The organism is Staphylococcus pseudintermedius, from assembly GCF_001792775.2.
Classification (GTDB): Bacteria; Bacillota; Bacilli; order Staphylococcales; family Staphylococcaceae; genus Staphylococcus; species Staphylococcus pseudintermedius.
Genome location: NZ_MLGE02000004.1, coordinates 94,136 through 110,830, shown reverse-complemented (window position 1 = coordinate 110,830; position 16,695 = coordinate 94,136). Strand labels below are relative to the sequence as shown.

General features: G+C 34.6%; 14 protein-coding genes and 2 pseudogenes. 14 read left to right on the top strand and 2 right to left on the bottom strand.

What is annotated here, in order from left to right:
- Position 1: 1 nt before the first annotated feature.
- From smc to ffh, 4 genes are read left to right on the top strand one after another with little or no spacing between them, the layout of a single operon-like run.
- Positions 2-3,574 carry a chromosome segregation protein SMC gene (gene smc / locus BJK46_RS04530; RefSeq protein ID WP_096535778.1) on the top strand — a complete coding sequence of 1,191 codons (3,573 nt, stop codon included), beginning with the start codon at positions 2-4 and terminating at the stop codon, positions 3,572-3,574.
- Between the two features lies 1 nt (position 3,575).
- Positions 3,576-4,775: a signal recognition particle-docking protein FtsY gene (gene ftsY / locus BJK46_RS04525; protein ID WP_063278821.1), complete on the top strand. Its 1,200-nt coding sequence runs from the start codon at positions 3,576-3,578 to the stop codon at positions 4,773-4,775.
- A gap of 3 nt (positions 4,776-4,778) precedes the next feature.
- Positions 4,779-5,114 carry a putative DNA-binding protein gene (locus tag BJK46_RS04520; RefSeq protein WP_014614119.1) on the top strand — a complete coding sequence of 112 codons (336 nt, stop codon included), beginning with the start codon at positions 4,779-4,781 and terminating at the stop codon, positions 5,112-5,114.
- A gap of 13 nt (positions 5,115-5,127) precedes the next feature.
- On the top strand, positions 5,128-6,495 hold the full coding sequence (gene ffh / locus BJK46_RS04515; protein ID WP_103263440.1) for a signal recognition particle protein: 1,368 nt from the start codon (positions 5,128-5,130) through the stop codon (positions 6,493-6,495).
- A 632-nt stretch (positions 6,496-7,127) separates the two neighbouring features.
- Here ffh and BJK46_RS12620 read toward each other — a convergent pair.
- A pseudogene (locus BJK46_RS12620) lies at positions 7,128-7,310 on the bottom strand (IS3 family transposase); the annotation flags it as partial.
- 82 nt (positions 7,311-7,392) lie between these two features.
- On the bottom strand, positions 7,393-8,283 hold the full coding sequence (locus BJK46_RS04500) for a helix-turn-helix domain-containing protein (protein ID WP_275327423.1): 891 nt from the start codon (positions 8,281-8,283) through the stop codon (positions 7,393-7,395).
- Between the two features lie 613 nt (positions 8,284-8,896).
- On the opposite strand from BJK46_RS04500, the gene BJK46_RS04495 reads away from it, so the two are divergent.
- The 10 genes and pseudogenes from BJK46_RS04495 to rpsP all read left to right on the top strand — a co-directional run bounded on the left by BJK46_RS04495 (position 8,897) and on the right by rpsP (position 16,579).
- Positions 8,897-9,340 (top strand): hypothetical protein, encoded by a 444-nt coding sequence (locus BJK46_RS04495; RefSeq protein ID WP_014614114.1) that lies wholly within the window; start codon positions 8,897-8,899, stop codon positions 9,338-9,340.
- Positions 9,341-9,563: 223 nt separating this feature from the next.
- Positions 9,564-10,130: a CYTH domain-containing protein gene (locus BJK46_RS04490; protein WP_014614113.1), complete on the top strand. Its 567-nt coding sequence runs from the start codon at positions 9,564-9,566 to the stop codon at positions 10,128-10,130.
- Entirely contained in the window at positions 10,108-10,650 is a 543-nt protein-coding gene (locus BJK46_RS04485; RefSeq protein ID WP_014614112.1) for a hypothetical protein, read from the top strand. Before BJK46_RS04490 ends, BJK46_RS04485 begins: the two co-directional genes overlap by 23 nt.
- 62 nt (positions 10,651-10,712) lie before the next feature.
- On the top strand, positions 10,713-10,838 hold the full coding sequence (locus BJK46_RS12560; protein WP_257975747.1) for a hypothetical protein: 126 nt from the start codon (positions 10,713-10,715) through the stop codon (positions 10,836-10,838).
- 77 nt (positions 10,839-10,915) lie between these two features.
- The gene (locus BJK46_RS12275; protein ID WP_041613231.1) at positions 10,916-11,374 is read left to right on the top strand and encodes a hypothetical protein; all 459 of its coding nucleotides are present in this window, start codon (positions 10,916-10,918) and stop codon (positions 11,372-11,374) included.
- 333 nt (positions 11,375-11,707) lie between these two features.
- On the top strand, positions 11,708-12,916 hold the full coding sequence (locus BJK46_RS04475; protein WP_014614110.1) for an MFS transporter: 1,209 nt from the start codon (positions 11,708-11,710) through the stop codon (positions 12,914-12,916).
- A gap of 182 nt (positions 12,917-13,098) precedes the next feature.
- A complete protein-coding gene (locus BJK46_RS04470) occupies positions 13,099-14,289 on the top strand; it encodes an MFS transporter (RefSeq protein ID WP_014614109.1) in 1,191 nt (396 codons plus the stop codon).
- Positions 14,290-15,080: 791 nt separating this feature from the next.
- Positions 15,081-15,350, top strand: a pseudogene (locus BJK46_RS04465) (hypothetical protein); the annotation flags it as partial.
- A 68-nt stretch (positions 15,351-15,418) separates the two neighbouring features.
- The gene (locus BJK46_RS04460) at positions 15,419-16,090 is read left to right on the top strand and encodes a hypothetical protein (protein ID WP_014614107.1); all 672 of its coding nucleotides are present in this window, start codon (positions 15,419-15,421) and stop codon (positions 16,088-16,090) included.
- 213 nt (positions 16,091-16,303) lie between these two features.
- Positions 16,304-16,579, top strand: coding sequence for a 30S ribosomal protein S16 (rpsP, locus tag BJK46_RS04455; protein ID WP_014614106.1), 276 nt, complete (start codon positions 16,304-16,306; stop codon positions 16,577-16,579).
- Positions 16,580-16,695: the final 116 nt, after the last annotated feature.

Genomic DNA, 16,695 nt, shown 5'->3' with positions numbered 1-16,695 from the left:
TATGGTTTATTTAAAGTCAATTGATGCATACGGATTTAAATCATTTGCGGAAGCCACTCAAATTCAATTTGACAAAGGTGTCACTGCCATCGTTGGGCCAAATGGTAGTGGAAAGAGTAACATTACTGATGCGATTAAATGGGTGCTCGGTGAACAATCCGCACGTTCATTGCGTGGCAGTAAAATGGAAGACATTATCTTTTCTGGTGCACAGCATCGCAATGCTCAAAACTTTGCTGAAGTACAGTTGAAACTCGATAATAGCAAGGGTTTGTTGAATTTTGATGCGACAGAAGTTATCGTAACGAGACGCCTTTACCGGAATGGTGACAGTGAATTTTATGTCAATAATGAACGTCGTCGTCTGAAAGATATACATGAGCTCTTTTTAGATTCTGGACTCGGTAAAGAAGCGTTCAGCATTATTTCACAAGGCCGTGTCGATGAAGTGCTCAACGCGAAACCGACTGATCGCCGTCAAATCATTGAAGAGTCTGCAGGAGTATTGAAATATAAAAAGCGCAAAGAAGCATCATTAGAAAAGTTGTCCCATACCGAAGACAATTTAACGCGTGTGGAAGACATTTTGTACGATTTAGAAGGTCGTGTGGAACCGTTAAAAGAAGAAGCGGCGATTGCGAAAGAGTATTTGCAGTTGAGTGACATTTTAAAAGAAAGTGATATTCGTGTAACGGTGCATGACATCGTGTCGCATCAAACGCAAATTGCGGAACATGACACGGCATTGAATGAATTAAAGAGTCAGCAAGCCGATACGCATCATAAAAAGTCGCAAATCTCACATACGATGCAAAAGGCAAAAGGTGAACGTTTTGAAGTCGATCAGCAATTAGAAAAAGTCAACCAACAACTGATTGAAACGACAGAACAAGTGGAGAAGTTGACAGGGCAATATCAATTGATTGAAGAGCGTCAAAAGAATCAATCACAATCTAATGCGCGTATTGAAGAAGAACAAGCGTCTATTGCACAACATCAGCAACAATTAGATCAAGATGTGGCAGAAACTGAAAAAACGCTGAGTCAATTAAAAGAAAAGCGCCAACAATTAAATCAACACATTCAAACGCTCGAAGGACAATTGTATCAGTCTGACGAAACGATGGAAGAAGATGTTGAGACCTTAAAAGATACGTATTATCAATTAATGACTGAACAAGCGGATATTAACAATGACATTCGATTTTTGACGAAAACGATTGAAGAACATAAAGCGAAACAATCTCGTATCGATTCTAGATTGACTGAAGCATATGCGCAGTTAAAAGATGCCCAACAACATATGCACGACATCGAGCAACGTCAACAACAAAAAAAGCGGCAAATGACAAAAATCGAAAATGATTGCAAACAAATTGAGGCATCATTATCAAAAGCGAAATCTGAACAAACCGAGGCAGAATCACAACTGTATCAAGCTTACCGTTACAATGATAAGTTGAAAGCACGCATTGAAACGATGAAAATGAGAGAAGACGATTTGAGTAGCTTTTATCAAGGTGTTAAAGCAGTTTTAAAAGCGAAAGCTCAACAATTACAAGGGATTCATGGTGCAGTAGCACAACAAATCGATGTCCCTTCAAAATATACGAAAGCGATCGAAACGGCTTTAGGTGCGAGCATGCAACATGTCATCGTATCTGATGAAGCAGCAGCCCGCCAAGCGATTCAATTTTTGAAAACGAAAAAGTTAGGGCGCGCCACATTTTTACCGTTGAACGTCATTAAAGCAAAAACATTAGACCCACGCGTCGTCCAAACAGCCCAACAAATGACGGGATTTGTGACGCTCGCTAGTGAAGCGGTAAAAGTTGATACGACATACAAAGCGATTATCGACAATTTATTAGGCCGTACTTTAATTGTAGATGGCTTGAAAAATGCGAATGACATGGCCCGCGCGATTCAATATCAAACGCGCATCGTCACATTAGAAGGTGATGTCGTTAATCCAGGTGGTTCAATGACTGGGGGCGGTACACAACAACGTCAAAGCCTACTCGGACAAAAAGATGAACTGCAACAACTGCAAGCCCAGTTAGAGACATATCTCGAAAAGACGAAGCAATTGGAACTGTTTTGTCAAAATCAAAAATCACAACAAGATACGTTGAGTGAACAATATGTCACAGCACAACAAGATTTCAACACGTATAAACAAGCACTTCACGATTTGTCATTAGAACATGATCGTTATCGTGAAATCGAACAACGTTTAAAAAATGAACATGAAGAGTTTGAGTTTGAAAAAAATGATGGGTATCAAAGTGATAAAAGTGAAGCGACATTAAAAGATAAACAAGCGCGCCAAGTTGAAATTGCGGAACAGCTCGAACAAATGGAGCAACAAATTAAAGCAATGACAGAACAGCGCAAAGTGTCTCAAGCACAAGCATCACAATTACAACAACAACTTCATCAATACAAGTCTGATCTCGCTGTCGTTGTTGAACGTATCAAGACACAACAACAACAGCTCAAACGTATGGAAAAAGAACAACAACAAATCGATGCACAACAACAAAAACTAACGGATCAATTGGCACTGATTAATTCAGATGAAGTCAATGACCGTTCGACACTTGAAAAAATTCAAGCACAAATTACAAAATATCAAGACGCTAAAACACGTCATCTCGAACAACAGCGACAATTACGACAACAGCGTCAAGATATTGAAGACTTGATTGAATCGAATGAACAAGCGTTAGAGTCCATTCATCAAAAATTGTTAGAAATTGAAAACCAGTATCAAAATATCAAGTCTGCACAATCAAGGCTAGATGTCCTCATTGATCAAGCGTTGAAACATTTGAATGAAAAATATCATATGACATTCGAACATGCGAAATCGTCTTATTCGTTAGCCGATGCGAATATTGATGCATTACGCCAAAAAGTGAAGCTTACACAAATGTCGATTGATGAATTAGGCCATGTGAATTTGAATGCGATTGAGCAATATGAAGAAGTGTCTGCACGTTATACATTCTTATCGGAGCAACGCAATGATTTAAGAGAAGCCAAAGCGACGTTAGAACAAATTATTCAAGAAATGGACGCAGAAGTGGCGGAACGTTTCAGTACGACATTCCATGCGATCCAAGACCACTTTGCGAGCGTGTTCAAAAATTTATTCGGTGGCGGTCAAGCGGAACTCATATTGACGGAAAAAGATTACTTAACAGCTGGTGTTGATATTAAAGTCCAACCCCCAGGTAAAAAGTTACAGCACTTGTCGTTATTAAGTGGAGGAGAACGTGCGTTAAGTGCCATCGCCTTACTGTTTGCGATATTGAAAGTAAGGTCCGCACCGTTTGTTATATTGGATGAGGTCGAAGCAGCACTGGATGAGGCGAACGTCATTCGATATGCGACATACTTGAAAACATTGTCGAAAGAGACGCAATTCATTGTCATTACCCACCGTAAAGGTACAATGGAAATGTGTGATTGTCTTTACGGCGTGACCATGCAAGAAATGGGCGTGTCACGACTCGTAAGTGTGAATTTAAATACGATAGATGAAGTATTGAAGGAGGAACAAGCATAATATGAGCTTTTTTAAACGATTAAAGGATAAATTTGCGAAACCTGATAATGAACAACAACTCAAACAAGATTTGCAACAAGATGCGGTTGAACACCAGGAACCTGAACGCACACAACATACTGCTCCTAGTGAAACTGTCCATCAAGACAATGATTTAACTTCGGTTGAAGATGAATTTGATGATGGCTTGATGTCGATTGAGGAATTTGAAGAGCTCGAATCACAAAAAATTGGTGCGAAATTCCGTGAAGGACTCGAAAAATCACGTGAAAACTTCCAAAATCAATTAAACAATTTATTAGCACATTATCGTAAAGTCGACGAAGATTTCTTTGAAGCATTAGAAGAAATGTTAATCCAAGCCGACGTCGGTTTCAATACAGTGATGGAACTGGTCGATGAATTACGCATGGAAGCAAAACGTCGCAATATTACTGAAACAGAAGATTTGCGTGAAGCAATCGTCGAAAAAATTGTAGAAATTTATCAACAAGACGATGAAAAGTCAGAAGAGATGAATATTGAAGACGGCCGCTTGAATGTCATTTTAATGGTGGGTGTGAATGGTGTTGGTAAAACGACAACTATCGGTAAACTTGCACACCGCTATCAAGCACAAGGTAAAAAAGTGATGTTAGCTGCTGGAGATACATTCCGTGCAGGTGCGATTGAGCAACTTGAAGTATGGGGGCAACGTGTTGGTGTTGATGTCATTCGCCAAGGTGAAGGTTCTGACCCAGCCGCTGTCATGTACGATGCGATCAACGCTGCGAAAAATAAAGGTGTCGACATTTTAATTTGTGATACAGCGGGTCGTTTACAAAATAAACAAAACTTAATGAACGAACTTGAAAAAGTGAAACGTGTCATTAGCCGTTCAGTACCTGATGCACCTCACGAAGTATTACTGGCACTCGACGCGACAACAGGACAAAATGCATTGGCACAAGCGAAAGCATTTAAAGAAGTGACAGACGTGACAGGTATCGTCTTAACGAAACTTGATGGAACAGCTAAAGGCGGTATCGTCCTCGCCATCCGAAATGAATTGCATATTCCAGTGAAATACGTTGGCTTAGGTGAAAAACTGGATGACTTACAACCGTTCAACGCAGAAAGTTATGTTTACGGTTTATTTGCAGATATGATTGAACAAAATGTACCAGAAGTAGCGGAAAATCAACCTGAAAATGAGGGATAAACGATGCACCATGACGATGATTTAATTAAAACCGTCCGAATGAATTATCTTTTTGACTTTTATCAGTCACTACTCACTGAAAAACAGCGTAACTATTTACGTCTTTTTTACTTAGAAGACTATGCGCTCAGTGAAATTGCAGAGACATTTGAAGTGAGTCGTCAAGCGGTGTATGATAACATAAGAAGAACTGGTGATTTAGTAGAGGATTACGAACAAAAGTTAGGACTTTATCGCCGTTTTACCCGCAGACAAGAGATTTTTCAACAAATACGAAACCATATTCATGAACCAGAACACATTCAACAATATATCCAAGAACTTGAAGAACTAGAATAAGGAGGGTCACTTTATGGCTTTTGAAGGATTATCCGATCGACTGCAAGCAACAATGCAGAAAATAAAAGGTAAAGGTAAAGTGACTGAAGCTGATATCAAAGCAATGATGCGTGAAGTACGTCTTGCTTTACTCGAAGCGGACGTTAACTTTAAAGTCGTTAAAAACTTTGTCAACACAGTCTCAGAACGTGCATTAGGATCTGATGTGATGAAGTCATTAACACCAGGGCAACAAGTCATCAAAATCGTACAAGAAGAACTGACAACATTAATGGGTGGCGACAACACGTCGATTACGATGGCGAAAAAACCGCCTACCGTTATCATGATGGTCGGCTTGCAAGGTGCTGGTAAAACGACAACAGCAGGGAAACTTGCATTGCTCATGCGCAAAAAGTATAACAAAAAGCCGTTACTGGTAGCAGGTGACATCTACCGTCCAGCAGCGATTAACCAATTACAAACAGTTGGGAAACAAATCGACATCCCTGTATATAGCGAAGGCGATCAAGTGCCACCACAACAAATCGTCCAAAACGCGTTACAACATGCCAAAGCTGAACATTTAGACTTTGTCATTATCGATACAGCAGGTCGTTTACACATTGACGAAGCATTGATGAACGAATTACAAGAAGTCAAAGAAATTTCGAAGCCTGACGAAATCATGCTCGTGGTTGATGCCATGACAGGTCAAGATGCAGTCAATGTTGCAGAATTGTTTGACCAACAGCTCGACGTCACAGGTGTGACATTAACGAAATTAGATGGGGACACACGTGGGGGTGCAGCACTTTCTATCCGTGCCGTCACAGAAAAACCTATCAAATTTGTAGGTATGAGTGAAAAGTTAGATGGTTTAGAGTTGTTCCACCCAGAACGTATGGCATCACGTATTTTAGGTATGGGTGATGTATTGAGTCTGATCGAAAAAGCACAACAAGATGTCGATGAAGAAAAAGCAAGAGATTTAGAGAAAAAAATGCGTACTTCTTCATTTACATTAGAAGACTTTTTAGAACAACTCGATCAAGTGAAAAATCTTGGACCTCTAGATGACATTATGAAAATGATTCCAGGTATGAACAAGATGAAAGGGCTCGACAAACTCAATATGAGCGACAAACAAATTGATCATATTAAGGCGATTATTCAATCCATGACACCTGAAGAACGCGAAAACCCAGATAAATTGAATGTTTCAAGAAAACGTCGTATTGCGGCAGGTTCAGGGCGCACATTGCAAGAAGTAAACCGTTTATTGAAGCAGTTTAATGATATGAAGAAGATGATGAAGCAGTTTACAGGTGGCGGTAAAGGTAAAAAAGGCAAGCAAGCGCAATTGCAAAATATGTTAAAAGGTATGAATTTGCCATTTTAATTTCAGTATAGAAACATCGAGGTGTGTGAAGCATCTCGGTGTTTTTTTTGCGGCTTTTTGCGGAGTTTTTGACATTTCAGTTACATTGATTTTAGCAGGAATCTTTCAGGCTGTGAACCTTAAGGCTCGCGTTCTTAGGGGACTTGCCTCAACTAAATTCGGCTTGATTGAGGTGAACATTGTAATGAAACCGAATTGGATTTTGGGAGCAGTACAGTAATATCATGTGTAACAAAGATTTCGTTGTACTGCCCCCGCAAGGCTGACTAGGCTTCTCAAAAGCAAGCGTATTGAGAAGTCAGACAGCTACTGCGAAAACCATTAACCACTTTCAAGGTTTAAAGACATGCATTTGTATTGAAGTCTATCCCTCAAGAGCCTCGCCTGAGTTCACAACCTGGTGTGAGATTGTCGGAATGAAAAAACAGGGGAGCGAGTTGTTAGACATGTATGGATAATATATAAACGTCAAGATAAATATGTACAATTGTGCTTAAATAAGCATGTATTGATCTATGTCAAGAAATCGGACACAGAAAAAAGAGGATTCTACCGTGCTTCGCTTGCTGTCCTAGCCCATCATGTACTTTTTGATTTTTAAAAGTACATGATGGGCTAGGTGATTTTGTTGCGTATTTCTTCTCAAATTCAATGGGGCTCATATCATTTAACGTTGAATGCACGCTTTTAAAATTGTAAAAAGTAAGGAGATATGCCACAATGCTAAACATCGCTTCATTCCTGGTATTATAGTTCTGATGATGTATCAATTCCTTTTTGATGATGCTATGAAAAGATGCTATACATACGTCATTCTTAAACCGCGAATAAACGACATTTTCAAATCGCTATTGACACCAGAAAGGATGAAATATAAATAGTAGATAATCATTTCGTTTATTTATTGTTTACCAGTTTATCAAAATGGCTAGTATAACGTAATTTTAACTTGTCTTCTCCTAAAATATGAAGTATTTGTATAGCTTGTTTCATTTTTTCAATTCCGCTAATTGATTGGCGATGCTTAAATTCGAAGTAACCAGTTGCATAGAGAAAAACTGTCTGTTCATAAAAGTTTAATTCGTTATCTAACAAAGCTTTTATCTCATCAATTAAATAGAAGCAATTAGTAAATTCTTCCGTATCTATGCTAAGGATTAAACAATTTATAGCAAGTTGAGTGACAAGTTGTTTATTGGTTTTGTTCAATGAAGAGTATATGTGATTGTTTAACATTTCTTTCGTCAATAGAAAGTATGAGTTGTAGTTAATTGTTCGCACACAGTTGCCTAACAAAATGATTTCATAATACCCCCATTTTTTAACTTTAAAGAGATAATCTGTTAGTTGGAGCAATTCGTCGTCCGTTGGAAAGATATTTGAATCCATCGTGTAAAGAATTGATTTTACCATTGTTTTTTCAAAAGAATTTAAAGTGTAATTTGACGGAGCAGAAAGTAGAGATTTTATATTATCGATATTTTGTAATAAATATTGTTTACGAATATACTGGACCAAATTGGCGAATGATTCGGTTTTTGAGTAGCCTTCATTGTGTAAAATAAGAAACTCATCCAAAGTAATGTGTAATTTCTCTAATATATTAATCAATCGGATACATGATATTTCTGACTCTCCACGTTCAAAACGAGATATTTGCGATTTTGAAAGATGCTCATCAGCAAGAGAGCATAGACTGATTTGTTTGCCGTTGCGAACTTTTCTAAGTGTGATGCCAAGTTTTGAATTCATAATTTTCCCCATTTTCCCATTTTCCCATTTTCCCAACAAAAAGTTGACTATGTTTTATTTATTGTACAATGAATAAAAACTGAAAGGAAGTCTAAACATGAAGAAAATTCTAAAAATTCTCTCTATTTCCTTGTTAGTAATGGATGTTATTATCATTGTCGGTGGCTATATGCATAGGTTTACACCTAAATCTTTAGATACAATATAGAATTATTAAGATATTCACATTTCTAGTATATATAGTGAGTACCTTTGAAATGTATTTATGGCTAGAAAACGAATGTAAATTGTCTAAATAGCTATGAAATTTCGAAATTTTCATGCGAAAGAAATAAGGAGTTGTGTTGAGTATATTAGATTTTATAAAACCAAAGAAAGATTTTGTTCATGCACCGTTGAACAGTATTAGAATAAAAATCACAGATAGCTGTAACTGGAATTGTTGGTGGTGTCATAATGAAGGAAGCCATAATAGAAATCAGAAACTTAAAAAATATTGACTTTTTAGATAAAGCATTTTTCTCACATTTTCTTGAAGTTACTAAAAAAATAAATATTATGAGGTTCGCCTGACAGGGGGTGAGCCTAGTTTGCATACTAAAATTGACTATATAATCAGAAAGTTGAAGGAAAACGGATTGATCGCAAAATGATTTCTATTGGTGGTAACAAACGCGTCTTTGACAAAATAATCGAATCAGGAATTGATGGTATAAAATTCAGTTTATATGCGATAGATAAATATGAAATGTATAGCAGACAAATTGATCGTTCTGAGCGATGGATAGAACAGAACCATAAAAAATTGATAGAGTTGATAGAGTATGTAAGTTCTAGAGGTGTATACGTTAAAATAAATACTGTCGTAGCTTCATCAGATGATTATAAGAGAGCTTATGATGTGATGAGATGGGCTACAAAGAGAAAAATTGGTATTAGAATCCTTAATGAGTTAGAAAGAAATGAAGAATCGCTAGAAGCTATTAAGTGTTTCTTTGAATCGTTAGGGGGGGAATTGAGAAATATCGGAAGTATATTCGTGGCAGTTCATCCGGTACAATATTTTATGATGTTCCTGAAATTGGTGAAGTAGGTTTTAAGATATTGATTTCAAACTATTTACAAAGTATGTGTAAAGATTGTAAAGATAGAGAAAAAGGGGAGTGCGGAGAATATTTTTATGGAATACGTTTAGAAAACCTGATGGGAAATTATAACATAAGGCTCTGTGTCCATAAGACATCCCCTGAAACATATTACAGATTGAGTGAGTTTAAATATTCATCAGCTTTTAGTGAGTGACAAGGAGAAATTTAATGAAAGAATTAGAAGTTAGGTTTTCAATTGCTGATAAAGATGATTATCTTAAAGTGATTGAATTTTTAAATCAAAATTATCAATTTAAATCAGAGAATAGACAAATAGATAAGTATTATAAAGACCGTGGAAAAGAAACAGAAGAAGATGTTTCGGGGAGTTTTATTTATCGATTTCGTCAAGAAAATGATTCTACAATAGGTGTTTTTACTAGGAAAGACACAGTGAAACCTGGTTTCTGGAAGGAAGATGAAGTAGTATTAGAATCGCAACAAATGGATTTTGTGAAAAATATTCTAGATGCTGGTTTCTCTAATATCATGACTATTGACAAAGATAGAAAATCATATACTAATCTTGAAAAAAATAGAACTATAAACGCTGACATAGTGGAAGGGCTTGGATATTATATTGAAGTTGAAATCTTAGGCGACTTTTCTGAGGATGATTACGATTCCTTTGTAAAAGAAACAGAGACAGAGTTTGAATTTATCAATTCAAAAATTGAAACAAAGGGCTATGTACAATTAATGAGAGAAAAAAATGAACGTACAAGAGATAATTGATAAATTTTACCTCTATGGAAAGCGTAGGGGATTTCATGAACTAAAAGAAGGAAAAGTAGTTAGAGAATATGGTTCCGAGACAGTATTTAACATGTCTGCTATATCAGAACGCATTGATTTGTTTGATGAACTCTCTTCAACAGAATCTCTAGAAAAGTATGTAACAAAGCAATTATCTTATTTTCCAAATAAGCTAGATGGCGTTGGGTTTAATAGGTTAACCAATCCAATGGAAATAGGACTATCATTTCTAGTTAAAAACAGTAAATATCCGATAGATATCGTAAATCAATCGTTAGGGTTTATAGAAACTATAGGGTTGCTCAAAGACAAAATGTATATTAGATGTGATAAAGAAGTCGATTTTTTGGGATGGTATGTCAATACGGGGATTCCGAAAGATAACATATATGAATGGGAAAATATTGAAAAATTTCATATTGGTAAACATCGACCAACTGGAAATTATTCTTATTTGTCTATAAGTATCTTAACGGAATTGTTCCCTTTGGAGCAGTAGCTATCATTAAAAAACAGAATAATTATTATTTCGATATAGCTTTTTATGCAGGGCGTCTTGCAATGATACTTGAAAGAAAAGAAGCTATTTGGCAGATAGATGAAATTAACTTTTTAGCACCAGTAATAGAAAATTTGGAAATTAATACTAGTAATAAAGCTAGATTTACGCTTTTTTTAGAATTTTAGTTTTATTAATTCATGGTGGTTTAGGCGTTGTATCAAACAAAAAACACGGATATTTTTAAAAAAGAATTCTTCGAGAAATGGCTTTTTTGCTTGATGGAAAAACTATTTCAGAGTCGTACATTAGAGAGCTTAGTATGCGTTCTTCTGATATTGTTCTTTCTTTAGGATACACTGATTTAAATGACGACCAAAGGAAACAAGTCGAGCAAAACATGAGGAAAATAAATTATTTCTCTGTTGATATAATTGCTAGATTAAAAAAAGTAGAATCACTCATTACATGGATACCAGCACAAAATGGGTATGTAAAATCTATCCCAACATTAGATTTGGAAGGGCTTATCGATATAAGAACTAAACAATATAAGAATGTTCGTTTTACTGGATTAGAAAAACAGATGGATTACTTGTTAACTGTTAGTTTTTTTGGGAATGATATGAAAGAACTTCTTCATAAAGCTATTTATATAAAAAATTTTTATATCAAGTCGATTGATTGGTCGGAAACTATTATCGATACGTGGTTTACTACTTAGAATTTAGGTTCGCACTGTTATTTTGCAAAGCCCAACTAAGCTATTAAAAATATAGTTAAACCTAAAGATTAAGTGTATCGATTTTTCAATAGTAATTATAAAATATAGTTTAACTAACTTGGTGTAGCTCGTTGGTAATACAAATATTTTCTTCTTTCAAGAATTATTATAATTGAATTACTTTATCCCGCACCATAATAGTGATGATATCTTTTAGTGATAATTTTTTGTTGTAAAGTTACTATGGAATTAGATAGTGCTTGGCATAAATTATTACACCTATTAGACTTTGGTAATGGCTGATCTGACAAAAGATTAAATGGGGTAATGTTGATGAAAAATAAGGTTAAGAATGTAAGTTATCTTATCACGAGTAAAGGGATATCAAAAATTGGAGATATTTTATTTGACTTTGCTAACAATACGTTTCTTGCTAGCCTTAATCCAACATCTTTATCGATGGTCGCCATCTACCAATCATTAGAAAGTGTGATAGGTGTTCTATTTAATTTGTATGGTGGGGTTATTGCTGATAACTTTAAACGTAAAAAAATTATTATTGGAACTAATGTCTTAAGTGGCATAGCTTGTATGGTCCTTTCGTTCATAACCCAAGAACAATGGTTGGTTTATGCGATAGTTATAACAAATGTATTCTTGGCTTTAATGAGTGCTTTTTCTGCGCCGTCATATAAGGCATTTACGAAAGAAATTGTGAAGAAAGATTATATAACGAAGCTAAATTCCTATTTGGAAACAACTAGTACACTTATAAAAGTTACGGTCCCTATGGTCGCAATTTTCTTATATAATATACTGGGCATACATGGTGTATTATTATTGGATGGATTCTCATTTTTAATTGCTGCGTTACTGATTTTCCTTATTGTACCTATTAATGAAGAGGTGTCAAGTAAGGAGAAGATGACAATAAGTGGAATCTTTAATGATTTAAAAATAGGGTTTAGGTATGTTTATAGCCACAAGCCAATCTTGATGATTATCACTCTATCTGCTTTTGTTAATTTTTTTCTAGCAGCCTATAATTTATTGTTACCGTATAGTAATCAAATGTTTTTAGAAATTTCATCTGGACTTTATGGGACATTTCTAACGGCGGAGGCAATTGGTGGATTTGTTGGAGCAATATTAAGTGGTTTTGTCAATAAATCTTTGTCGATCAAATGTTTAATGGTCTTTTTAGCATGTTCGGGTTTGATGTTAATGCTAACAACTCCGATTTATTATATATTCCCTAACATTATTATTCTAGCTATTTCTCCTGCACTATTTAGTTTATTCCTTTCCATTTTTAATATCCAATTTTTCTCTATTGTTCAAAAAGACGTAGACAATGAGTTTCTTGGTAGGGTCTTTGGAATCATATTTACCGCTGCTTTTCTTTTTATGCCGATTGGTACAGGATTTTTTTCTGTGGTTTTAAATCCAAACAATCCATTTAATCTTTTTATTATTGGTGTATCTATAACTATATTATCACTAGTATTTGGTGAGTTATTTAAACGGTATAATATGCGTTGACTGAAAACTAATGTCATAATAATTTCCCCTTTCAAATTTTTATAATTCAGCTAAATTTATTGTGAGTCATTATCATATTTATCATTAAAATTCCACGCAATATATATTGGCGGAATTTTCGGAAATATAAAGGCTTTCAAAAAAATTTTTTTAGATTAAACTATTATAAAGGGGGAGATAGTATGAATAAATCAATAATATTAATAACTTTTGAAACAATATCTATATTTTTTTCTTCAATTTTTACCTTCGCATGTGGTTTTTATGTACTTAAAATAACTCATTCTGGTTCTACTTTTGGTACTTATTTAGCTATACTTGCTGTAATAACAACAGTTTCATCACCTTTTTTAGGTAATTTAATTGACAGAAATTCAAATAAATTAATTTTAATAATAGGCCAACTTTTAAGTATCAGTATTTTGTTTGTTTTCTTTTTAATATACAATGATGAAGTTTACGCAATATTTCTTGTAATGGCCGTCTTAGTTTTCGTGGACTCGATAGTAAAAACAGCCATTTCTTCTAATTTAAAATTTATAACCGGAGATTATTTAGAAAAAGTGGTGTCAATTAGACAAACAATACAATCATCGTCAGTTCTAATTACACCTTTATTGGGAGGTTTAATTGTCACTCTAATTGATCTGAAATATTTGGCATTAATCAATGCGTTTACAGAGTTTGTCGCATTTCTTTTATTATTACTTTTAAAATTTAAATCAGGAAATATAACAAGTAGAAGCCAGAAATTCACACATAGTTTTTTGGATGGGATAAAGCATTTGATTTCTATAAATAACCTGAAGATTATTTTTATCATTAACTTATTTATTAATTTCTTGTGTAATTCTCTTATTGTAGGATTGCCGATTATAATCATTAATCATTTAAATATGAATGCTAAATATTTGGGATTAGCGGAAGGTACTTTAGGGGGTGCAATAGTAGCTTCATCACTATTAATTTCAATATTAAATATCCAAAATCGATTGAAATTTTTATATTTATTTTCAATGCTACTACAAGCCATATCTTTATTTATCGTCTCCCTGACTTATTTTGATACTATAACTAAATTTTACATATTTATTATTATATTAATATCAAATCTATTGTTGGGTTTCTCAGTTGCATTAAATAATATACCTTTTCAAGTCATGTTACAAAAGATTGTTGATGAAAATTATAAATCCAGAGTTTTCTCAATAATTCAAAGTATGAGTTCATCAATAACTCCAGTATCTTATGTATTATTTGGTTTCTTAATTCCATTGAATTATTTCTTAATTTACTTTTTTTGTTCGATAGGTATGCTTATTTTATTAGTTATATTCAAGATAAAATTTAAAGATGCATATGAACACATTTAATTTTTTTCATTATTAAAATCTAGCCCATTCACTATACTACTTATGAGCGATGGGTTAGATTTTAAAAAGCACTAACTTTATAAATTTTATAAAAATCACTCATGCTCAAATACCTGTAATTAAGTATATGTTTGACCTATCACGCCTCTAATCGATGCGTTTTTTGTTCAAAAATTAGAGTTGTCCAAATGGAAAAACATCTTTTGCTCTAACTATCTTGTTTTTGATCTACTGCTGACCGACCTGTACCCTAAGTTAATGTGATAGTTTTATCTTCTATTATCTCTTTGTAATGTAAATAAGAACCCTTTATAAATCTCTAAAGCATCATGATTGAACATTTAAATGGCGTTATAGTGATTTCTTTTCATCATAAGAATACAATGAATAATGGAAGTTTTGTGGCCAGTTACACCTCTCAAAGTGTGTAAAAAAAATGCAGCGCTGAAAAAATACGGTTACATTTATGTGATGAAACTAAAATGAGACTCCATAGCCTTTGGTTGTAACTGAAAATCTATCCTGTGTCACTTATATATTTTTTTAAAACAATAACACGCTCCCTATATTATATCAATAGGGCTTATTCTAAATATCAATGAAGAATCGTTCAGCAATTAATAAGGTTGTAAATACATATGTTACGGAAATGGTCTAAAACACTTCAAACCTTTCCAATACACAATATATCGTTTTCTAATGATTAAAGCACGAATAAATATAAAAATCCCACCACACAAATGCATAATATATTATAATAAATTGTAAGAGAAACAAAGGTAGGGGATCTTATGGTTTACCAAAGAGAATTCGCATTAGAAAAAGAAATGATGGCACAATTAAAATCTAATGGCTATGAACCTGTGACCATTCGAAATGAACAGCAGCTATTGGATAATTTTCGTCAAATATTAAACGAACGCCATGCAGATAAATTAGAAGGCAAACCACTGTCAGATAAAGAGTTTCAACGCTTACTAACGATGATTAATGGTAAAGGTATTTTTGAAAGTGCGCGTATTTTACGTGATAAATTGCCGTTGAAACGTGATGATGAGTCTAATGAAGAAAAAGTGTGTCATTGATTGAGGGAATCAATGTCGTAGGGTGAAGTAAGGGGGAATGTCTAATGGTGGAAGATATTGCGTCTCAATTGCAAAGTGTTTTACATGAGGATGAGTGGATGTTGTCGCTAACGCAGTCTGATTCCAATGGTTCGATTTATGTGTTGTTTCGAAAGGGTGCTTTTGCGTATATACCGATTCGTATTAGCAACCATAAAAATCATTCGTATTTCTCCAATAAAACTTTTTATACGACAATAGAAGAAGATGTTTTACTCGATCAAATCAGAACACATTTGGATCATAGTGATTGGTATATATTTAAATATGAAGACTACTTCACACTTAAGATGTTAACGAAGCTCACTATGAAAAATTTAAGGATTTACGTTGATAACTCAATGGGGATATACGATGGCGCGCTGATGGGCTTGTTGTTCTATCAAATTCGATATTTTAATCGAAACCATAAAGAGATGAATACGGTGTCAGAATCGTTTCAAAAATATTTGAGGCGGTTGTTTGCGGCAGGACTGTTGAATGGTTATAGACAAGCGAACAATGATTTGTCTGTATATGTGACGCAAATGGGGAAATCCATGCTTACAGAGTATTGGCACGTCTATCAGGAGCGTTATCTCACTGATATAAAAAAGATTGATTATCGGTATGTTGAAGTGCCTATGGATGAAATTTTATATACAATTGATGACGACCATAAGATTATACAAGCGTGATGAACGTATGATGTCATTGTGAGACGGATGATTGTATGGACGGTAAAAAGGGATTGGGATATAGAAAATTTTTGTGTCCCATCTACATATGTAGCACAGTGCGACAGAAATTTTAAAATGGTAAAGTATTTTCTCTTTACAAAACCATGAGTTCCTGTTATTATAATTTCTTGTAGATAACAAAACTTATGACATTAAAGGAGAGAATTATAAATGGCAGTTAAAATTCGTTTAACACGTTTAGGTTCAAAAAGAAACCCATTCTATCGTATCGTAGTAGCAGACGCGCGTTCACCACGTGACGGTCGTATCATCGAACAAATCGGTACATACAACCCAGCAGCGGTAAATGCACCGGAAGTTAAAATCGATGCAGAATTAGCACTTAAATGGTTAAAAGACGGTGCAAAACCAACAGATACAGTTCACAATCTTTTATCACGTGAAGGTATTTTAAAAACTTTTGACGAACAGAAAAAAGCAAAATAATGTAAGCGTATCAACGGGGAAGGGATAGACACCTTTCCTATTTGATTTTAGGCGTTAACGTTTGTTGACGTCGCGGTGATTCAAGCGGATAGGGCATGACAGGGTCGATAAGCGTA

Coding starts and splice junctions, on each gene's coding strand:
- smc (WP_096535778.1), top strand. CDS start 2: ATGGTTTATTTAAAGTCAATTGATGCATACGGATTTAAATCATTTGCG.
- BJK46_RS04490 (WP_014614113.1), top strand. CDS start 9,564: ATGAAAGAATTAGAAGTTAGGTTTTCAATTGCTGATAAAGATGATTAT.
- rpsP (WP_014614106.1), top strand. CDS start 16,304: ATGGCAGTTAAAATTCGTTTAACACGTTTAGGTTCAAAAAGAAACCCA.
- BJK46_RS04520 (WP_014614119.1), top strand. CDS start 4,779: ATGCACCATGACGATGATTTAATTAAAACCGTCCGAATGAATTATCTT.
- BJK46_RS04460 (WP_014614107.1), top strand. CDS start 15,419: ATGGTGGAAGATATTGCGTCTCAATTGCAAAGTGTTTTACATGAGGAT.
- BJK46_RS04475 (WP_014614110.1), top strand. CDS start 11,708: ATGAAAAATAAGGTTAAGAATGTAAGTTATCTTATCACGAGTAAAGGG.
- BJK46_RS12275 (WP_041613231.1), top strand. CDS start 10,916: ATGGCTTTTTTGCTTGATGGAAAAACTATTTCAGAGTCGTACATTAGA.
- BJK46_RS12560 (WP_257975747.1), top strand. CDS start 10,713: ATGATACTTGAAAGAAAAGAAGCTATTTGGCAGATAGATGAAATTAAC.
- BJK46_RS04485 (WP_014614112.1), top strand. CDS start 10,108: ATGAACGTACAAGAGATAATTGATAAATTTTACCTCTATGGAAAGCGT.
- BJK46_RS04495 (WP_014614114.1), top strand. CDS start 8,897: ATGATTTCTATTGGTGGTAACAAACGCGTCTTTGACAAAATAATCGAA.
- BJK46_RS04470 (WP_014614109.1), top strand. CDS start 13,099: ATGAATAAATCAATAATATTAATAACTTTTGAAACAATATCTATATTT.
- ffh (WP_103263440.1), top strand. CDS start 5,128: ATGGCTTTTGAAGGATTATCCGATCGACTGCAAGCAACAATGCAGAAA.
- ftsY (WP_063278821.1), top strand. CDS start 3,576: ATGAGCTTTTTTAAACGATTAAAGGATAAATTTGCGAAACCTGATAAT.